Annotated in this window: 16 protein-coding genes; 1 reads left to right on the top strand and 15 read right to left on the bottom strand. The window is 51.5% G+C overall.

Annotated features, from left to right (window positions below):
- Positions 1-144 precede the first annotated feature (144 nt).
- From NNL21_RS19495 to NNL21_RS19430, 14 genes are all read right to left on the bottom strand, one after another.
- The gene (locus NNL21_RS19495) at positions 145-1,455 is read right to left on the bottom strand and encodes a replication-associated recombination protein A (protein ID WP_204818870.1); all 1,311 of its coding nucleotides are present in this window, start codon (positions 1,453-1,455) and stop codon (positions 145-147) included.
- 134 nt (positions 1,456-1,589) lie between these two features.
- Entirely contained in the window at positions 1,590-2,936 is a 1,347-nt protein-coding gene (locus NNL21_RS19490; protein WP_204818869.1) for an Nramp family divalent metal transporter, read from the bottom strand.
- Between the two features lie 265 nt (positions 2,937-3,201).
- A complete protein-coding gene (locus NNL21_RS19485; RefSeq protein WP_204818868.1) occupies positions 3,202-3,954 on the bottom strand; it encodes a tRNA threonylcarbamoyladenosine dehydratase in 753 nt (250 codons plus the stop codon).
- A gap of 109 nt (positions 3,955-4,063) precedes the next feature.
- On the bottom strand, positions 4,064-5,875 hold the full coding sequence (gene aspS, locus NNL21_RS19480; RefSeq protein WP_204818867.1) for an aspartate--tRNA ligase: 1,812 nt from the start codon (positions 5,873-5,875) through the stop codon (positions 4,064-4,066).
- A gap of 41 nt (positions 5,876-5,916) precedes the next feature.
- Positions 5,917-7,164: a histidine--tRNA ligase gene (gene hisS, locus NNL21_RS19475; protein WP_204818866.1), complete on the bottom strand. Its 1,248-nt coding sequence runs from the start codon at positions 7,162-7,164 to the stop codon at positions 5,917-5,919.
- Between the two features lie 670 nt (positions 7,165-7,834).
- Positions 7,835-8,005 carry a hypothetical protein gene (locus tag NNL21_RS19470; protein ID WP_204818865.1) on the bottom strand — a complete coding sequence of 57 codons (171 nt, stop codon included), beginning with the start codon at positions 8,003-8,005 and terminating at the stop codon, positions 7,835-7,837.
- Between the two features lie 139 nt (positions 8,006-8,144).
- Positions 8,145-8,591 (bottom strand): D-aminoacyl-tRNA deacylase, encoded by a 447-nt coding sequence (gene dtd, locus NNL21_RS19465; RefSeq protein WP_204818864.1) that lies wholly within the window; start codon positions 8,589-8,591, stop codon positions 8,145-8,147.
- Positions 8,592-8,620: 29 nt separating this feature from the next.
- Entirely contained in the window at positions 8,621-10,804 is a 2,184-nt protein-coding gene (locus NNL21_RS19460) for a RelA/SpoT family protein (RefSeq protein WP_204818863.1), read from the bottom strand.
- 196 nt (positions 10,805-11,000) lie between these two features.
- Entirely contained in the window at positions 11,001-11,513 is a 513-nt protein-coding gene (locus NNL21_RS19455; protein ID WP_204818862.1) for an adenine phosphoribosyltransferase, read from the bottom strand.
- Positions 11,510-14,011, bottom strand: a complete 2,502-nt coding sequence (gene recJ, locus NNL21_RS19450; RefSeq protein WP_256555338.1) for a single-stranded-DNA-specific exonuclease RecJ — start codon at positions 14,009-14,011, stop codon at positions 11,510-11,512. Before recJ ends, NNL21_RS19455 begins: the two co-directional genes overlap by 4 nt.
- Positions 14,012-14,030: 19 nt before the next feature.
- Complete coding sequence (locus tag NNL21_RS19445; RefSeq protein ID WP_204818861.1) at positions 14,031-14,939, bottom strand: cation diffusion facilitator family transporter; 909 nt, start codon at positions 14,937-14,939, stop codon at positions 14,031-14,033.
- Positions 14,940-15,039: 100 nt separating this feature from the next.
- Entirely contained in the window at positions 15,040-15,957 is a 918-nt protein-coding gene (gene secF, locus NNL21_RS19440; protein ID WP_204818860.1) for a protein translocase subunit SecF, read from the bottom strand.
- The gene (secD, locus tag NNL21_RS19435) at positions 15,947-17,179 is read right to left on the bottom strand and encodes a protein translocase subunit SecD (protein WP_204818859.1); all 1,233 of its coding nucleotides are present in this window, start codon (positions 17,177-17,179) and stop codon (positions 15,947-15,949) included. The genes secF and secD overlap by 11 nt, the downstream gene beginning before the upstream one ends.
- Before the next feature lie 87 nt (positions 17,180-17,266).
- On the bottom strand, positions 17,267-17,506 hold the full coding sequence (locus NNL21_RS19430) for a post-transcriptional regulator (RefSeq protein ID WP_204818858.1): 240 nt from the start codon (positions 17,504-17,506) through the stop codon (positions 17,267-17,269).
- Between the two features lie 192 nt (positions 17,507-17,698).
- Here NNL21_RS19430 and spoVB point away from each other — a divergent pair, with 192 nt between their 5' ends.
- The gene (gene spoVB, locus NNL21_RS19425) at positions 17,699-19,309 is read left to right on the top strand and encodes a stage V sporulation protein B (RefSeq protein ID WP_204818857.1); all 1,611 of its coding nucleotides are present in this window, start codon (positions 17,699-17,701) and stop codon (positions 19,307-19,309) included.
- A gap of 40 nt (positions 19,310-19,349) precedes the next feature.
- Here the strand turns inward: spoVB and NNL21_RS19420 are convergent, their stop codons facing one another.
- On the bottom strand, positions 19,350-20,084 hold the full coding sequence (locus NNL21_RS19420) for a DUF421 domain-containing protein (protein WP_256555337.1): 735 nt from the start codon (positions 20,082-20,084) through the stop codon (positions 19,350-19,352).
- Positions 20,085-20,216: the final 132 nt, after the last annotated feature.

Raw genomic sequence — 20,216 nt, 5'->3', positions numbered from 1 at the left:
TAGTCGAATCAGGTCGTCCTCGTCAAACTTCGGTTTAACAGCAGGATCGCCGTTTTCCGGTTATATTTAATGTTTATTCCGGCAAGGTCGGCCTTTATGCGCCTTTTGCTGGCTCGTGCTCTTGTTTAGAGCATAAGGAGGCTGTTATTTCCCATTACGGCGCGTTTGGTTCAGTTTTATTTTTTCTTCCATTCCCTGCTCTGTCGCATGATAGAACGTTTTCTTCTCCAGTCTTTCAGGCAAGTAAGTCTGCTTCACATAATGGCCAGGGAAATTATGCGGATATTGATACCCCACATGCCCCAGACGCTCCGCTCCGCTGTAATGGGTATCACGAAGATGCAGAGGAACTTCTGCCGCCCCCACCTTGCTGATCGTATCCATGACATTGCCGATCGCTACTGCAGTCGCGTTGGATTTGGGGCTCTCGACCGCGAACAGAATCGCTTGCGAAATATTGTATTTGGCTTCCGGCCAGCCGATCTTATGATAAGCATCCATCGCGGTTACGGCTTGCACCATAGCCTGCGGGTTGGCCAGCCCAATGTCTTCGCTGCATGCGACGATCAAGCGCCGGATGAATGTCATCGGGTCCATTCCCAAGCTTTCAACCGCATACAGAAACCAGAATAATGCTGCATCGCTGGAACCCCTGACACTCTTGTGGAAAGCGGACAACACATCATATTGCGTCGATTCATCCGCTCGGATCGTCGGCTTGCGGATCGATTCCTCCGCCACTTCAAGCGTCACATGCACGGAGCCATCAGGCTCGGACGGCGTCGTTACGGCAGCCAGCTCAATAGCATTCAATGCGCGCCGGATATCCCCGCCAGCCATATTGGCTATGTGCTCCAGAGCTGCGTCATCAACCTTGAGGTCCATGAAGCCCAGTCCCCGGCCCTTGTTCGAAATCGCTCTTCTCATCGCTTCGAGAGCATCCTCGCGCGTCAACGCATGCAGCTCGAACAAGGTTGAACGCGATAACAACGCTCCATTAACGTAATGAAACGGATTCTCTGTCGTTGCCCCGATGAATACGATCGTTCCCTGTTCAACTGCGGGCAGCAGAGCATCCTGACGGGAGCTGTTGAATCGGTGGACCTCATCGAGGAACAGAATGGTCTTCCGCCCGTACATCGATTTATTGACCCGGGCCTGATCGATCACCTCGCGCACATCCTTCACCGTTGCGTCCACTGCATTGAGCTTGACGAATTCGCCCTGCGTCTGCTTGGATATGATGTGGGCAAGAGTGGTTTTACCGCAACCAGGGGGGCCGTATAACAGAATCGAGGATACTTGATCCGCTTCGATAGCTCTGCGCAGCAGCTTCCCCGGCCCAACGATATGCGATTGGCCAATGTATTCTTGAATGGTCTCCGGCCTCATCCGATCCGCCAGCAGCTTGGCTCGAGGTTGGTTCGTTTCGTCTTGATATGAAAAAAGATCCATCTATATCCACACTACCTTTTAAATTTCAATTGGAAATCAGCTGTTGATTACTGTCATCATACCATATAGGCACAGACGTTCGCCAGTAAAACACCCCTTTATCCAACGCGGATAAAGGGGTGTTCCGTTGAGCGTTATAAGCCGGTAAAGGTTTGATACAGCAGATAGATGTTTAATCCCGCTATGACGACAGCCACTGTCCAAGCTAGCATTTTCATCCAAGGGGGATTGACGAACTCGCCCATTTTCTGCTTATCGCTGGTGAATTTCACGAGCGGGATGACCGCAAAGGACAGCTGCAGAGACAGAATGACCTGGCTCAGTATGAGCAGCTGAGCCGTTCCGCTTTCCCCGTATAAAGCCGTGACGATCACGGTGGGAATGATTGCAATTAACCGGGTGATTAGCCGTCTGAACCACGCGGGCAGACGAATGTTCAGAAAGCCTTCCATCACGATTTGACCCGCCAACGTACCGGTTAAGGTGGAGTTTTGTCCGGAGGCCAGCAATGCTACGCCGAACAGGATGCTCGCAAGCGTCGTACCCAGCAATGGCGAAAGCAGGTGAAAGGCATCGCCGATTTCAGCCACTTCATTATAGCCCCGCGTATGAAAGACGGCAGCGGATATAACTAGTATCGCCGCGTTGATAAATAAGGCGAAGAACAGAGCGATCGTAGAATCCCACGTCGTATACTTAATCGCTTGACGCTTACCAGGCGCAGTCTGGTCGAATCGGCGGGTTTGTACGATGGAGGAGTGCAAATATAAATTATGCGGCATGACGGTCGCACCGAGAATACCGATGGCGATATAGAGCATGGCCGGATTCGTAATGATTTCCGTGCGCGGAACGAAGCCTGCGGCGACATCGCCGAAATTAGGATTCGACCATATAATCACAATGACAAAACAGATGCCTATCGTCACGATTAAGGAGATCACAAGCGCTTCGATATATCGGAAGCCCTTGTTCTGAAGCAGCAGGATGAGCAGAACATCGACGACGGTAATAATAACGCCATAGATTAGCGGAATGCCGAACAATAAATTCAAGGCGATTGCCGTACCGATGACTTCAGCCAGATCGCAAGCCGCAATAGCAAGCTCACAAAGGACCCATAGTGTCATCGCCACAGGTCTGCTATAGTGATCGCGGCAAGCTTGCGCCAAGTCGCGCCCGGTTACGATACCGAGCTTACCGGAGAGCGCCTGCAGCAGAATCGCCATCAGATTGGAGAGCAGAATGACGGATAGCAGCGAATAGCCGAACATGGAGCCGCCGGCCAGATCCGTTGCCCAGTTGCCAGGATCCATGTAACCCACCGCAACCAGATACCCCGGACCGGCAAAGGCGAGGAATTTACGAATCCAGGAACCGTTCGTCGGGATCTTCATCGACCGGTAAGCTTCTGGAAGAGAAGGCGCGATGCGAGTCTGACTCCAGCCTTCTTGATGTGCAGCTGTTTCTTCGTTCTTCATTATGGAATCACCTCGATGTGGGCTTGCACAACTAGTATCACGAATCTTCGTCGTTTTCTTTCATTGTACACCCACAAAAAAGTTTGTCAAAGGCAACATTTGTTCAAACGGACAATATTCAATGCAACAAAAAACCGTTGATATGCAGGCTATCGCTGCATTGTTCAACGGTTTTTCAACAACTAACCAGTAAAAGTATCTGGGCTCAGTTCCTTTTACAAAAAGGGTTGTTCGATCACTAGCCTTATACGTATTTTCATCCCGGTTATTGCGCTTGCACCTCTTCGAGCAAATCCTTGACGACGACGCTTACCATAATAAGGCCTGCGACTGGCGGCACGAATGCATTGCTTGCAGGAGGCTGCTTGGCTTTACGGATCTCTGGCGCATTGTCGGGTACGATACGCTGCGTGACGTCCTCTCGGGGCTTCTGAGGCTCTTCAGTCGAGAAGACGACCTTGACCCCTTTCTTGATCCCTTCCTTGCGCAGCTTCTGACGAACGACGCGAGCAATCGGGTCCATCGATGTTTTAGAAATATCTGCGACTTGGAATCGGGTCGGGTCCATCTTATTCGCTGCGCCCATGCTCGAGATGATCGGGATTTTACGCTCCAAGCATTGCTTGATGAGATGGATCTTATACATAATCGTGTCCGATGCGTCCACGACATAATCAAGCGGGTACTCGAACAGCTTCTCATAGGTTTCTTCGGTGTAGAACATGCGAAGCGATATCGCGTCACAATCGGGATTGATTAGCTTGATGCGGTCACGCATCAGATCGGCCTTCGGCTGCCCTACAGTGGTGGTGAGCGCATGAATTTGCCGATTCACATTGGTAATATCAACAACATCTTTATCAATCAGAATGATTCGGCCGACGCCTGTTCGAGCGAGCGCCTCGGCCGCGATAGAGCCGACGCCGCCGATTCCGAGCACCGCGACGGTGCTTCGTTTCATCCGCTCTAGACCTTCAGGACCGATCGCCAGCTCCGTACGGGAAAATTGATGCAGCATAGGGAAAGACGCCTCCTCTTTGCGGTAGTGATGGTTTTACTTAACATCAAGGGGAAGACGCGCTCTCACAAGTATAACTTGCTTAGAACGCGCCTGCTTGGTTAACCCATTAGTTTTGCGTGTTGGCTGCTGCAGCTGTCGCTTCAGCTTGCTTGACAGGCTTAGGCAGCGTGCGGATATGCAGCTGCTGCAGCTGGGACAAATCGACCTCGGAAGGCGCGTCGCAGAGCAGATCCGTCGCACTCGCGGTTTTCGGGAAAGCAATCGTCTCACGCAGGTTCGTACGGCCGGCCAACAGCATCACCAGGCGGTCAAAGCCGAATGCGATTCCGCCATGCGGTGGAGTTCCGTATTCGAAGGCATCCAGCAGGAAGCCGAACTTCTCTTGTGCTTCTTCAGGCGAGAAGCCGAGCGCTTTGAACATTTGCTCTTGAACTTCGCGCTTGTAAATACGCATAGAACCGCCGCCCACTTCGTATCCGTTCAGTACGAGGTCGTAGGCTTGCGCGCGGATCTGTCCTGGATCCGTCTCGAAGAAATGGACATCGTCCTCATTCGGACGCGTGAACGGATGGTGTTCCGCTACATAACGCTTCGCGTCTTCATCCCAGCCGAGCAGAGGGAAGTCGACCACCCATGCAAACTTGAATTTGGACTCGTCAATCAGGCCAAGGTGCTTGCCGATCATCAAGCGCAGGTTGCCCAGTACATCGGCAACGACTTTCTTCTTGTCTGCGGAGAACAGCAGAAGGTCGCCTTCCTCGACGCCCAGACGTGCAGTCAGTGCTTCGATTTCTTCCGGCTTGAAGAATTTGACGATCGGTCCGCGCCATTCGCCTTCCTTCACCGTTACCCAAGCCAGACCTTTGCCGCCATAACGCGCTGCGAATGGCTGCAGGTCATCCAGCTCTTTACGGCTCCAATTTGCGCAGCCCTTAGCATTGAGCGCCTTCACCACGCCGCCACCTGCTGCAACGGAAGCGAATACCTTCACATCGCTGCTCGAGACGATATCCGTAATGTCTTCCATCTCCAGCCCAAAGCGCAGATCCGGTTTGTCTGAGCCGTATTTGTTCATCGCGTCGGCATACGTAATGCGCTGCAGCGGCGTTTCGATCTCCACGCCTACCGTTTCACGGAACAGCTTGACGACAAGCCCTTCCATCAGCCCGAGCAGCTGATCTTGGGAGAGGAAGGAGGTCTCGATGTCCACCTGCGTGAACTCCGGTTGACGGTCGGATCTAAGATCCTCGTCGCGGAAGCAGCGGGCGATTTGGTAGTAGCGCTCCAAGCCGCTTACCATCAACAGCTGTTTGAAGATTTGGGGAGACTGCGGCAATGCGAAAAATTCACCTGGGTGAACACGGCTTGGCACCAAGTAATCGCGCGCGCCTTCCGGTGTGCTCTTGGTCAGAATCGGCGTTTCTACATCGATGAAACCTTCTTCATCCAGGTAATCGCGGAATACTTTGGCCGCCTTCGAGCGAAGCAGCAGCGTCTTCTGCATTTCCGGACGACGCAGGTCAAGATAACGGTATTTCAATCGGATGGACTCGTCGACCTCGACGCCGTCTTCGATTGGGAATGGCGGTGTTTTCGCCGCATTCATGATTTCAATTTCGGTGATGCGCACTTCGATTTCGCCTGTAGCAATGTTCGCGTTAACGGTCTCAGCATCGCGTTCCACTACTTGTCCGCGGACGGCCAAGACGTATTCATTACGCGCGCGATCGGCGATCGCCAAAGCATCTCCGGAGAAATCAGGGTTAAAGACAATTTGGACGATTCCGGTACGGTCGCGCAAATCGATAAACAAAACTCCGCCAAGGTCACGGCGGCGTTGAACCCACCCGTTCAATGTAACGGTTTGGCCGACATCCTTCTTAGATAGCTGGCCGCAAGCATGCGTTTTTAACATCATGTGCATTTCGACTCCTCTTGAATTCATTATTGGTCTGGCGTTTATTGCTGGACTTCAGCAGCGAGTTGGTCAAGGCGGACAACGCGCTGTTCGCCTGATGCCATTTCTTTCAAAGCGATTTCACCGCGGGCAAGCTCATCCTCGCCGAGAATGGCCGTATATCTGGCTTTCAATCGGTCGGCTGACTTCATTTGCGCCTTCATCTTCCGCCCCTGATAATCCCGTTCTGCAGAGAGCCCTTGAATCCTTAAGGCTTGAAGCAGCTTCGATACCTCCTGCTCGGCAGCTTCGCCAAGCGCCACCAGGTACACATCGAGGACATGGAGATCAGGCAGCTCGGTCTCCTGGCTTTCAAGCAGCATGACCGTCCGCTCCAGACCGAGGCCAAGACCGACGCCCGGCTGATCCGGACCGCCGATATCGGCAACAAGACCGTTATAACGTCCGCCGCCGCCGACGGTATCGATCGCACCAATTCCCTCTGCTTTGTACTCGAACGCGGTGTGCGTGTAATAGTCGAGTCCGCGGACAAGGCGCGGATTGATCGAATAAGGGATATTCATCCCTGTCAGGTGCTGTTTAAGCGCATCGAAATGAGTCTGGCACTCTTCGTCTAAGCTGTCCAATATCGAAGGCGCGCCTTCAAAATGCTTCTGATCCACTTTGCAATCAAGCACCCGCAGCGGATTGCGTTCCATGCGGGATTGACAGTCCTTGCATAATAGCTCGCGTTTAGGCGCCAGGAAGGCCAGCAGCCGCTCACGGAATGCAGCGCGGACAGCGGGGGTCCCGACCGAATTGATTTCAACCCGTACCCCTTTTAGTCCAACCTCCGTATAGAAGGTGTAGCCCAAAGCGATAACCTCCGCATCCAGCGCTGGATCGACGGAGCCGAGTGCTTCAACGCCGAACTGATGAAATTGACGGTAACGGCCTGCTTGCTGACGCTCATAACGAAACATGGGGCCGATATAATACAATTTCGTCAGATCAGGCTCGCCATATAGCTTGTTCTCCACGAATGCGCGAACGACTCCGGCGGTTCCTTCCGGACGAAGCGTGATGCTGCGGTCCCCTCTGTCCGTGAACGTGTACATTTCTTTCTCAACAATGTCCGTCGTCTCGCCCACACCGCGCTGATACAGCTCGGTTGCTTCAAAAATAGGCGTCCGGATTTCCCGGAAATTAAAACGCCGGCATATGTCTCTTGCCTTGCTCTCGACAAACTGCCATCTCTCTACCGAATTCGGCAGGAAATCCTGCGTGCCCGGCGGCTTCTGAAAGCCCATTCTAACCCCTCCTTAAACATCGCTTTGTCATTATGTCCGCACAGAGCTTCTTGCTTTTCTAAGACCGATTTGGGCCATCAAAAAAGCTCCCGCCCCTCGCCTATACTTAGGCAAAAAGGGACGAGAGCTGCGCGTTTGACGTAGCTACCGTGGTACCACCCACATTCCGAACCGATGAACGACGCATGAAAGATCGCGTGCTTAAGGATTCGCTTCATTCGGTTAACGCCCGACTACGCAGACCAACTACTAGGTACGGTGCATGTTACCCTCGCATCCGTTCCATTCGCAGGCTGTCCTCCGGGAAGTCTGTTCGTTCAAGCACGCTAAGGATTCTTGCAGCCTTGGAATCCCTCTCTGAGTAGGTGTAATTGAGCGAAGCGGTCCCATCTCTGGATCGACACAATATAACAATCATTTTATCCATGGGAATGTTGCCTGTCAAGGGGCAGAAAAAAACCTACAAACAATGTTGTAGGTCCAAATTATATATATATTCAAAAAAGGGGGTCGTCTATTAGTATAGGCGAACCATGTTAAAGCAAGATTGAAAACACGTTACATTATGATTACAAAAAATAAAGCGTTTTCCGCCTGATCGATTTATGCAATCCACTTGTTTTACAGGCACCCGGCAGCGCATACGGGATGCGGACACGCTGCTTGCAGACTATCGGCTTCCGGGCTTTTCCCGCCGGATGGACAAACCGCTTACCCCAAGTTCGGATGAGGCCTCTATGCTGGCTTCCATCTCCGCGAAAATCATGGCTTCGCGTCTGTCCGATTGAATCAGCTGTCTTGACGACCGTTCCAGTCCTTGCTCCTTGCGTGATTGATGCATTTGCAGGGCTCCTTCCACCATATACCGCTATTCGTGCAGCGGCTCTATTTTGCAATATGGCTTAGTGTTGCCTGCATTCGACCATCTAACTCCCTCGAGCAGAAAAAAAGCTGCTTCTTGCGAACAAGACAAGAAGAGCCTAAGACATTTTGCTGTCGATGATCAGTGTAACCGGTCCCCAATTGACGAGCTGTACGTCCATCATTGCACCGAAACGACCGGTCGCAACGCGAAGACCGGTCTTCCGTAGGGCTTCATTGAATGCTTCATACAATACTTCCGCTTGTTCTGGTCTGGCCGCAGCCATGAAATTAGGTCTTCTTCCTTTGCGGCAGTCCCCGTATAACGTGAATTGGGATACTGACAATATTTCGCCGCCGATTTCCAAGACGGACAAGTTCATCTTCCCATTCTCATCTTCGAAAATGCGCAGACCCGCGACCTTATCCGCCATCCACCTGACGTCTGCCTCTGTATCCTCATGGGTGATCCCGACTAACAGCACAAGCCCCTGCTCGATCGCACCGACATTCTCACCGCTTACCGTGACTGAGGCGGCTTTGCTGCGTTGAACAACGACTTTCATTTCCCCCAAACACTCCTTACGTTCAAACGCTATTGCATAATTCGTTGTACGGTATATACATCCCGAACACGTTTAACTTTCTCCACGACAGATTGCAGATGATCGATATTCCGGATCAGAATCGTCATATGGATGGTTGCTAATTTATTTTTATCCGAACGGCCGGATACGGCAGAAATATTCGTCTTGCTCTCCGATACCGCTTGAAGGACTTCATGAAGCAGGTTGTCGCGATTGTGACCGGTAATCTCGATGTCGACGCTGTAATTCGCCTCAACCGATTCCTCCCAATCCACCTCTATGACACGTGCTGCTTCATCCCCTTCGTCAGCTGTAGGGATGTTCTGGCAATCCAACCGATGCACCGAGACTCCCCTGCCGCGTGTAATATACCCGATAATCTCATCTCCGGGTACTGGGTTGCAGCAGCGGGCGAAGCGAACCAGAAGGTTGTCCACACCCTTGACCGTTACCCCATGCGAAGGTCTAGTCTTGCGATGGGCGGGCGCAGCCTTGACCTCTTTCATTTCTTTGGTCAGTTCGATCTGGTTGGCCTCTTCAGCCTCTCTGCGCATCTTCTCGGTCATCTTGTTCACGATTTGGGCCGCTGTAATTCCACCGAATCCGATCGCTGACAGCATATCCTCAATATCATTAAATGTGAATTTGGTAGCCGCTTCCTGCAATTTATCATCAACGAGCCACACGGCTGGCTCTAAACCAATACGTTTCACTTCACGCTCCAGAGCTTCGCGGCCTTTGGCTACGTTCTCCTCGCGCTTCTCTTTTTTGAACCACTGTTTGATTTTGCTGCGGGCATGTGAAGATTGGGCAACTTTAATCCAATCCTGACTCGGACCATACGAGTGCTTAGAGGTCAAGATCTCTACAATATCGCCGGTCTTCAGCTTATGGTCAAGCGGAACGATACGGCCATTCACCTTGGCGCCAATTGTCCGGTTGCCCACCTCCGTATGGACGCGGTAAGCAAAATCGAGCGGTACCGAGCCGGCGGGCAGCTCGAACACTTCCCCCTTAGGCGAGAACACAAATACAAGATCGGAGAAGAAATCCATCTTAAGCGATTCTACAAATTCCGAAGCATCGCGAGCCTCGTGCTGCAGCTCGATAATCTCGCGGAACAGCGTCATCTTATCTTCAAAATTGTCGCCCGGTATTACAGAGCCTTCCTTGTAAGCCCAGTGAGCAGCGATCCCGAACTCGCTCGTGCGGTGCATGTCCCACGTCCGGATTTGCACCTCAGTCGGTTCACCAGTCGGCCCGATGACCGTCGTATGAAGGGATTGATACATATTGGCCTTCGGCATCGCGATATAATCTTTGAACCTTCCCGGCATCGGCTTCCATAACGTATGGATGATACCAAGTGTAGCATAGCAGTCTTTAATATTGTCAACAATGATCCGAATGGCCAATAGATCGTAGATCTCGTTAAATTGTTTATTCCTGGCGGTCATCTTTTTGTAAATGCTGTAGATATGCTTCGGCCGACCGGAAATATCGCCCTCGATCCCCATCTCTTCCAGCTTCTCTGTAATTCTCTTGATGACATCTTTAATATATTGTTCGCGCTCGGCGCGCTTCTTCTTCATCAGGTTCGCGATCCGGTAGTACTGCTGCGGGTTCAGATATCGAATTGCGATATCTTCCATTTCCCATTTGATAGCAGATATCCCCAGCCGGTGTGCGATGGGACAAAAGATTTCCAGCGTTTCATAAGCAATTCTGCGCTGGGCTTCTTCTGATTGATATTTCAACGTACGCATATTGTGCAGTCTGTCAGCCAGCTTGATGAGAATGACACGAATGTCCTGCGCCATGGCGACGAACATTTTGCGATAATTTTCGTTCTGCTGCTCTTCCTTGGAGCGGAACTGGATCTTCTCAAGCTTAGTCAGTCCGTCCACCAGCATAGCAACCGTCTCTCCGAAACGTGAGCGGACCTCGACAAGCGGAACTGTCGTATCCTCTACGACGTCATGCAGAAGAGCCGCAATAATTGACAACACATCCATCTGCATATTGACGAGTATTTCGGCAACCGCAACCGGATGCAGAATATAAGGCTCGCCCGACTTGCGGACTTGTCCATGGTGGGCCTGATCCGCAAACGCGTAGGCTTCTTTGATGAGACTGATGTCTTGTTCCTTCAGGTAGGTTGATGACTTTTCGAGTAACTGCTCAATGCCCATGAAACGTCCCTTTCCGACTGCTATTTCTACTATTATGCCTCCTTGGATAGCGTGACGTCAACTATTCCTGCCAGCCAACTCCAGCATACTGCATCTTTAAGGAACTAATTAACCAAGCTCTTCGTCTCCAGGCGCAAAAAAGCGGCAAGCATCGGCTTTACTGCCAATACTTGCCGCTTTGTGAATCCATAACATCCTAATAAGTGATTAGCGAGAAGATGTCGATCCCTTCCAGTTTGCTGCGACCGTCCAAGTACCCGAGCTCGATCAGGAAAGCCGATCCTACGACTTCTCCACCAAGCTGGCGGATCAGATCAATCGTAGTTGCGATCGTCCCGCCTGTTGCGAGCAAATCATCAGCAATCAGTATCCGCTGACCGGGCTTGATGGCATCCTTGTGCACCGCCAATTTATCCTTGCCGTATTCCAGTGCATAGCTGGCTTCGACGACTTCTCCGGGCAGCTTGCCGCTCTTGCGGATGGGTACGAATCCGACCCCTAGCGTTACGGCAAGCGGTGCGCCGATGATAAAGCCGCGTGCTTCCGGACCAGCAATAAGATCGATTTTCTTATCCGCAACCTCGCGGCTGATGGCCTCAATCGCCGCCCGGTAAACCTCGCCATTATTAATAAGCGTTGTAATATCCTTGAAACGAATACCTGGTTGTGGAAAGTCCGGAATCACCCGGATATAGTCTTTGAAATTCATGAAACGGCAGCTCCTTCTTCTACTTGAGATCTAGATAATTGTTGTTGCTTCCTAATCCATTCAACGAATAATGTGAAATCCCCGAACAGAATTTGTTCCGCTTCCGCAGTACGCAATCCATTCCGGTATGTAGCAGAATGGGTAAGTTCCCGCTTTATAGGCGAGACGACCAGGCTAATCCGGTCTCCCTCAACCGTCGTAAATTCCAGCTCGTGAAATACCTTTAGCATAAACGCGATCGTATCCGCCGGCCAGCCCATCATCGTCGCCAACCGCTCTTCACATCCCGATTCTGCCAGAGGACAAACCCGGCGCAGCGTCTGATACAATTGCGCAAATTGTTCTCTTCCGGGAAAGTCCGCTGTCCATGCGGTCTCAACAGGCCGCGATCTATCCTTGCCCTTGCCTGATGAGCCGGACTTCATTTGACTATCCGGCGATGCAGCCTGATTATATACCGCATATATCCTCTCGATTGCGATGCAGCATTGAATGACAGCACTAAGCTTTACCGCGGATGGAGGTCTACCGAGCAGCAGCAGCGCTTTGCATTCCTTTTCACCCGCTTGCTCGAACTCGCCGTACGTATAGATCGGCAGCTTGCTCGAAATCGAGGAATCATGGCGAACTGCTTCTCGCCAAGCGTCGTCAGGCACAACGATAACAGCCGTATCGAGTGAGTCCTCTGCCATGAGCTTGCGCAAGCTTTGAAGAGACGAGGCATCACTGCGGCGGTCAATCAGCTGCACATGCTCCACACGAATATCCTGAATCATAAACTGCGCCTTACGCTGACCGTTCCATTCGTTCAAGGACAGCTCGCCGACAAGCTCTATGGCTGTCCCATCATTGAACCGGCTTGATAACGAGCCATAGCCGAAACCGATTGCATCAAGGAGCTTCCCTTGCGCGCTGAGCGACAGCTTTAAGTGTTTGCCTTCTTTGCCTATCACACGGCGATCGGCAACGACCGTATCGCGAAGCAGCAGCTTCGGGGCGGGATTGCCTGCTCCGAACGGTTCCAGCAGCGATAATTGTTCAATGACTTTCAGTGAGGCATCCTCGATCCCGCATGCGAGATCGACGGTCGTCTTCGGAATCCAATCCTCCGGCTGAAGCCACTTATCCGCCAGCTGCCCAAGCCGCTGCTCGAACGCCGCCAGATTGTCCCGGTGAATGCTCATTCCTGCCGCGGCCTGATGTCCACCGTAATGGTCCAATAAGTCGTGGCATTCGGTTAGAGCAGCATACAAATCATAGCCTTCGATCGATCGGGCGGAGCCTTTACACATTCCCGTCTCCGGATCTATACCGAGTATAAGCGCAGGCTTGTACAGCTTCTCAATAAACTTGGATGCCACAATACCGACAACGCCTGCATTCCAGTCTTCCCCCGCCAATACGATGACGGACGGTTCCGGGCGTCCCGCACGGGCAGCTTCCTCGCACTTGTCCATCCATAACGACTCGGCCTGCTGCACAATCGACTCCACAACCTGCTGACGTTCGCGATTTAGCGTGTCTAAGGTGATGGCGGCAGCAATAGCTGAATCCTCGCTGCTTGCCGTCAATAAGCGAACAGCACCGTCAGCATGGTCAAGACGTCCTGCCGCATTGATCCGCGGTGCCATGCCAAACGCAATATTCGTCGACGTTATGGACTGGAGGTCAATGCCCGCTACGTCAGCGAGCGCCCGAAAACCGTACTTATCCGTTTGACGCAGCTGCTTCAGTCCAAATTGAACAAGTATCCGATTCTCATCCTGCAGCGGCATCAAATCGGCAATTGTTCCAAGCGCAACGATGTCCGTCCATTCCAGCGGAGGCTCGCCGAGTATAGCCTGTGCCAGCTTGAAGGCGACACCGACGCCTGCCAATCCCTTGAACGGGTAGCCGCAATCGTGCTGCTTCGGATTGATGAGCGCAAGCGCCTCCGGCAGAACAGCCGGCGGCTCGTGGTGGTCTGTGACGATGACGTCAATCCCGACAGACTGCGCATAGGCGATCTGAGCAACAGCGCTAATTCCAGTATCCACTGTCACGATAAGCTGTACGCCTGCCTCAGAAGCTAAGTCGATCGCCCGCTCATTCAAACCATAGCCCTCAAGCGTACGGTGAGGAATGTAATGATCGAAGTCCATTTCCAGTCTTCGGAACAGACAAGTCATTAACGTTGTTGAGGACACCCCATCGGCATCATAATCGCCATAAATCCGGACCCGTTCCCCGCGTTCCCTCGCTTGATTAATGCGGTCGACGGCTTCCTTCATTCCTTTCAAACGGAATGGATCATGAAGTCCTTCTATTCCGCCGTACAAAAAAGCTTCCGCGGTATCCGCCTGATCGAACCCCCGCTGAATGAGCAGCTTGGCAACCAGCAGCGGCAGCTTCAATTTCTTCGCTAATACCGCTGCTTGCTGCTCGCCCTCCGGATCGAGCGATGCTACGATCCATTGTGTTTTGGCATGAATCAGAACAGCATCTCCCCCTTTCTTCAAAAAACAAACGCCGCCGCTGCTATTGCAGCAGCGTCGGCATTTGCTCCTGATTCGGATCGTGATTCGATTTGTATGGATATCCAGGATCATAAGGTTCAACATGCACCGTGACGTCCGTTACATGACCAAACCGTCTCATAAGAAAATACCTTACCCGTTTGGCGATTTCATTGCCTTCCAGAACGGTAATCCGCGGGTTGACACTGATTACCACATCCGCAACAACATAATGGCCATGCTCGCGCGCGCGCAGTTCTTCCACTGTGACAACGCCTTCGATCCGCTGCACGGCCGCTTTGAACTCATTAATATCTGCCGGCTCTTCCTCAAAGTATCGGCTCTTAAGGACCGATGCCGTCGCAATGCGATATCCGTTCGTGAAGATGATAACAACAATGATCATGGAGGCCGCCGGATCGAAATAATACAGCACTGGCAGATCTAACGGGCTGCCCAACGCCGCGGTCCCCGTTCCAACGAATGCCGCCAATGAGGCATATAGATCGGAACGGCGTTCCTTGACGGGAAATATGAATTCTTTAATAAGGAAAGCAATAATTACCGTGGCGACTGCAGGCCAGCCTGGCCCTTCCTCCACCCCGTCTGCAATCGACTTCATTGCCGAAATGCCGATCTCCAGTCCTATAATCATGAGCAGAATCGAAGCAATGACACCCGAGGCGCCTTCCGTCCTTCCGCGCACGGCCGGAACCGGAGCGTCAGGAGCTCCGAATTGACGGCATCGACGCAAACTCGTCAATGAAACGAACGAGGATGCCGCATCGGAGGCTGACCGGCACGCGTCTGCCAGAAGAGCTTTGCTCCCTAGCAATCCAACGCCGCCTTTTATCGCCGCGATCCCGACATTGCCTAGAAGACCCATCCATGCGGCTGCTTCCGCTTTCGCATATCGATCATTCGCAGACATTCAGAAATCCTCCTTCAAGTTTTCCGCCAGAACATCTCGCTGCTGCTTCCAAGTAAAAGCGGAAACCGCATAGAACCATGTTTGATCCATTGACATCAGCCTACAGTGATGCCGGAGTTTTTGCTGCTTTAGGCTTCGGATCACCTTTTAACTTGAGCCACAGCGGGCTGGCAATACAGATCGAAGAATACGCGCCGCTTGTCAGTCCGATGATCTTGGCCAGGGCAAACAGCTTAATGGACTCGCTGCCGAATATAAACAAGCATATGGCGACAACAAGAACAGCTAGAACCGTATAGATATTACGTGCCATCGTCTGCCAGATACTATTGTTAACCATATCCGCCAGCTGTTCTTTGTTTTTAAATTTACCAAACCGGAGATTTTCCCGAATCCGGTCAAAAATAACGATTTTATCGTTGATCGAGTATCCAATCGTCGTCAATACGGCTGCGATGAACGGCAGATCCACCTCAAGCCGGAAGATCGAGAACAGCGCAACGACAACGAATGCATCGTATAGGATCGCGATATTCGCCGCAAGCGCGAAACGCCACTCGAAACGGATCGTGACATAAAGCATGATGGCTACGCTTGCGATAATAACGGCATAGATGGTTTTGTATCCCAGCTCTTGGGCCATATCCGGAGACACGACGTTGACCTCGGCATCGACCTGATCGCCGAATTTAGCCTTAAAGGCATCTTGGATTTTTTTGATTTCGTCTTGACCCAACACTTCATCGAACCGTGCGGTTACCCGCTCATTGCGAGCACCGCCAATGGTAGGCGTCATTTCTTCATAGCCGGCTTGCTTCAGCACTTCTACGGCTTCTGCTTGTGTGATTGGTTTGCCTATTGCCAGATCCATACTGGTACCGGCTTTGAAATCAACACCAAAGTTCAAGCTAAAGAACAGAAGCGATAAGATTCCGATCACCGTCAATGCGATCGAGAATGTATAGAACTTCTTCCTGTGTTTAATGAAATCGAAATGTACCTTCGCATTAAAGTGCACGGATTTCTTCCTCCTTCACGCCGTAATAGCTTGGTTTGGTGAACAGCTTGCTCTGGATGAGCAAATAGATCAGAAGGCGCGATAGGAAGACGTTCGTCAGAATACTGACCAGAATACTGAATATCATCGTCAGAGCAAATCCGCGAACGGCTCCGTTCCCGATATAATAGAGAACAACGCTCGAAATAATGTTCGTTATGTTCGCATCCATAATCGTACGGAACGAGTTCTTGGAGCCTGTCTTGAGTGAAGAGAGCAAGCTCTTGCCGCTTCGTATTTCTTCCTTGATCCGTTCATACATAATAATATTCGCGTCGACGGCCATCCCGATCCCGAGCACGAACGCCGCAATCCCCGGAAGCGTCAGCGTCGCATTCAGTAGGTTAAACACGACGACGAGCAGCCATGTATACGTGATGACTGTGATTCCCGCAACGACACCCGGAATACGGAATAGAATAACCAGGAAGATCAGAATGATAACTGTGCCGATAACTCCCGCTTCCACTGTCTTTTGAAGCGATTCCTGTCCCAGCGTAGCGCCTACGCTTTGTGTATATTTCTCCGTCAGCTTGAGCGGAAGCGCGCCAAGATTGATGGTGTCGCTCAGCTTGGTCGCTTCTTCCATCGTGTAGTCACCGCTAATTTGCGCGCTGCCGCCGGGGATTGGATAATTAACCGATGGGTTGGAGAGCATTTCCTCGTCCAAATAGATACCCAGGGTTTTCCCTGTCAAACGCGTGGTCACGTCTTCGAACTTCTTGGCATTCTTGAGCTTAATGGTAACCATAGGCTTGCCTAGCTGATCGAACTCGACCTTGGCCCCATTCTGCTCAAAATCGTTACCTTGAAGCTCGATTGTGCCATCCGGCGCACGGAATGTCAGATTGATCGGTTTCTTAAGCATCGCGCGGACTTCGTCCTCGTTGGTTACGCCAGCAAGCTTGAGACGAATGCGGTTGCTGCCCTCAGTCGTGATCTCCGGCTCGGCGATACCAAACTTGTCGGCCCGGGCTTCCAGGCTCTTGGCCGTTTCCTTCAGCGAGGCCGGCGTTACCTTCTCGCCGCCTTCAATAGGCGACGCTTCGTACAGCACCTCGAAGCCGCCCTTCAGATCCAATCCTAAGCGGATGTCCTTCACAAGTGAAGGGCTTGTCCATGCGATAGCACCGAACATGATGACTACGATCGCAAGGAAGGCTAATAATCTCTTCCCGTTCATAACGTGCTTTATCCCCCTTATGATCTGATCTCAATATTGCTATTATACTTGGGTACAAAATTCGAGTCAAAAAAAAGAGCCCATATGTCAAAAATGGGTTCCCCGATACGCGCTGATCGTCATGAAATTCATAAACTTCATTACTTTCAGCGATAGAATATCGTTTACCACCTCATGCATGGCGGGTTCGCCTGTTTTTGCGTATTTAGAGCTCACACATTCCCAAACTTCCTTCGCGGTTACATGCTCGTACCCGACCAGCTTAAATTCCTCCACTTTGCTCTCGCAAAGCGTTTCGATGGTTTGGAGCCATTCTTCTTCCGTCACCCGCGTTACCCCCTTCAACAAGCCCTCTGCTCGTTATTCATTCGTGACGATAGGTAACGATTCCTGCTGGAGTGTTAATAAAATAACGCTTTACCAGCATGTAACAGACATGGAAACGGACATGCCGTGCATATGCTTGAGCATGGACTAGTCTTATTATCACTCGACCCTAGAAAAGAGAGGGAATTCGCCTTGACTAAACAATCGTTTATAAAAGGAGCGCTGATCCTGCTCACGGCCGGCGTCATTAACCGGATACTCGGTTTTGCCCCGCGTATCGCATTGCCTCGGATCATAGGGGCTGAAGGTGTCGGTCTTTATCAATTGGGCTACCCTTTTCTTATCGTCCTACTGACACTGATTACAGGCGGAATTCCGTTAGCTGTTGCAAAGTGGATTGCTGAAGCGCAAACGAATGGCGACACGAAAAGAGTAAAGCATATTTTCCGGGCTGCAATGGGACTGACGGTAACCATATCCGTTGTTCTCACTGGTGTATTCCTATGGCTAACCCCTTGGGTAACAAGGACATTGCTGACTGATTCCCGCGTCTACCAGACTTTCCTAAGCATGAGTCCCATGCTTATCATCGTCGGGATCTCCTCTGTTTATCGCGGGTACTTTCAAGGCATGCAGAATATGGTCCCGACCGCTGTATCGCAAACCATCGAGACGCTTTTCCGAATTGTCTTTCAGCTGCTATTGGCCGTTATGCTGCTTCCTTATGGACTGGCCTGGGCTGCTGCAGGCGCTATGCTTGGCGTCGTTGCCGGGGAAATTGCCGGACTTGCCATATTGCTCTGGCAATACAAGCGCCATAAAAAACATGAACCGGAAGCAGAGACAACTAAGGACGAGACTCTTACAGCTGCGCCTCTTCCGAAGTCCTTCTCAAAAGCGGGTATGCCGATGAAACGGCAGCCGGTTCTGCGTCGGCTTATCGGACTATCTGTACCTGTAACGGCAAGCAGGATGATCGGCTCGATTTCCTATTTATTGGAATCGATACTGACAGCTCGCGCACTTGCCGCGGCCGGGATCGCAACAGGTGTTGCGACTGCCCAATACGGCTCTCTGCAGGGCATGATCATACCCATACTCCTGCTGCCGACAGCGCTTACCTATTCGCTGGCCGTATCGTTAGTGCCCTCACTGTCGGAGGCGGCCGCACAAGGGAATCGGCCGTTGATTCACAAGCGGCTTCATCAATCGATGCGCCTCGCACTCGTATCCGGCGCCCCCTTCGTCGTCGTGATGTCCCTCTTTGCCGAACCGATCTGCCGGATCTTATACAATCATGCCGATATCGCCCCTATGCTTTTATTGATGGCACCTATTGGATTGTTTATTTATTTGCAGGCGCCGCTGCAAGCTTCATTGCAAGCGCTCAATAAACCAGGTACAGCGCTTCTTAACACGTTTATCGGAGCAGTTGTGAAGCTGCTGCTCATTATCAAGCTGGCGTCGGATCCTGAGCTCGGCATTTACGGCGCCCTGATCGCCATTAATGTCAATATTGTATTGGTTACGGTCTTGCACGCTATCAGCGTCTACCGCTTCGTAGGATTTCGGATGCAGCTCCTTGATTTCGTCAAGGTCGGTGCTGCGATGGTTATCATGGGTGCTGCAGCCCTGTGGGTTATGAACCGCCAGGCACTGCCGGCACTTTGGCATAACCTTATTATGGCCTGTATGGCAGGTGTTGTCGTTTATCTGCTCCTCATGATACTGCTCGGAATCATCAACCGTTATGATCTTGCCCGGATCCCGCTTATCGGACATTGGTTCAGCAAACCTGTTTAAGCAGAAAGAGGCCGCCAACTTCCTTCGCTCCTTGCGAAGGTTACGTTCGCGGCACTTTCTGTTTATTGATATACAATCTCCCACGCTGATCAACGGTACAAAGAAATACCTGTTTGAAATCCGAAACACCATTTTCTTTCAAATGGTTATTAAGCCAGAACCGGTCTTTTCCTAGGGATACTAAATTGTCGTTCATCAGCTTCCCGTCCATAATGAGCGGAACAGGCAGCGTCTCGAAACGATAATTTTTCGGGAAATTTAATTGCCCAGCGCTTCTGGGCGGGGACGTTTGTCCGGCTTCTGCGGGACTTGACGAGTAATCCCCATCCTTCTTCTGGATGACCGAAAGCTTGCCTGTCGTCTCCAAGATCGCAAACTCAACTTCTGATACGGAAGCCACTTGATTCTCCCGCAGCTGCTGCATCAAGTCATCCAAGTTATAGCGCTGCTTGCGCAACGCATCACGACTAATCTCACCCCGGTCAATCAATACCGTTGGTTTGCCATCGAAAAAATGCCGCAGCTTACGGCTCTTTAGCGTAAGCAAAGCCAAACCGACCTGAACAACCAGAAGCACCACCATCGGGATTACGCCATGAACGAATGGCCGGTCTGTATCTTCAATGACGATGACCGCAATTTCAGCCACCATGACGGAGATGACGAGGTCGAATACGGACAGCTTTCCAATTTCCCTTTTCCCCATCAAACGAATGACCAGGAACACGATAAAATAAATCGTAAACGTACGGATAACGTGATCCCACAGATCCAAGCGGAACCGCTCCCTTCGTTTTATTGTCCCAGGCGTGACTCCTACCTTGGCCGCCGTACAGCTATTGTCACCGGAGACCATGATCGTCATACGGAGGATGTATATCGAATATATGGCAGCAAATCCAGCTGG

Source organism: Paenibacillus mendelii (genome assembly GCF_024498075.1).
GTDB lineage: Bacteria > Bacillota > Bacilli > Paenibacillales > Paenibacillaceae > Paenibacillus_Z > Paenibacillus_Z mendelii.
Note: the sequence above shows the minus strand (reverse complement) of the source record. Positions and strands in the feature narration are given on the sequence as shown.

Excerpts from the sequence above, each read along its gene's own strand:
- NNL21_RS19495 (WP_204818870.1), bottom strand. The coding sequence starts at position 1,455 with ATGGATCTTTTTTCATATCAAGACGAAACGAACCAACCTCGAGCCAAG.
- NNL21_RS19490 (WP_204818869.1), bottom strand. The coding sequence starts at position 2,936 with ATGAAGAACGAAGAAACAGCTGCACATCAAGAAGGCTGGAGTCAGACT.
- NNL21_RS19485 (WP_204818868.1), bottom strand. The coding sequence starts at position 3,954 with ATGCTGCATCAATTTTCCCGTACGGAGCTGGCGATCGGTCCTGAAGGT.
- aspS (WP_204818867.1), bottom strand. The coding sequence starts at position 5,875 with ATGATGTTAAAAACGCATGCTTGCGGCCAGCTATCTAAGAAGGATGTC.
- hisS (WP_204818866.1), bottom strand. The coding sequence starts at position 7,164 with ATGGGCTTTCAGAAGCCGCCGGGCACGCAGGATTTCCTGCCGAATTCG.
- NNL21_RS19470 (WP_204818865.1), bottom strand. The coding sequence starts at position 8,005 with ATGCATCAATCACGCAAGGAGCAAGGACTGGAACGGTCGTCAAGACAG.
- dtd (WP_204818864.1), bottom strand. The coding sequence starts at position 8,591 with ATGAAAGTCGTTGTTCAACGCAGCAAAGCCGCCTCAGTCACGGTAAGC.
- NNL21_RS19460 (WP_204818863.1), bottom strand. The coding sequence starts at position 10,804 with ATGGGCATTGAGCAGTTACTCGAAAAGTCATCAACCTACCTGAAGGAA.
- NNL21_RS19455 (WP_204818862.1), bottom strand. The coding sequence starts at position 11,513 with ATGAATTTCAAAGACTATATCCGGGTGATTCCGGACTTTCCACAACCA.
- NNL21_RS19445 (WP_204818861.1), bottom strand. The coding sequence starts at position 14,939 with ATGTCTGCGAATGATCGATATGCGAAAGCGGAAGCAGCCGCATGGATG.
- secD (WP_204818859.1), bottom strand. The coding sequence starts at position 17,179 with ATGAACGGGAAGAGATTATTAGCCTTCCTTGCGATCGTAGTCATCATG.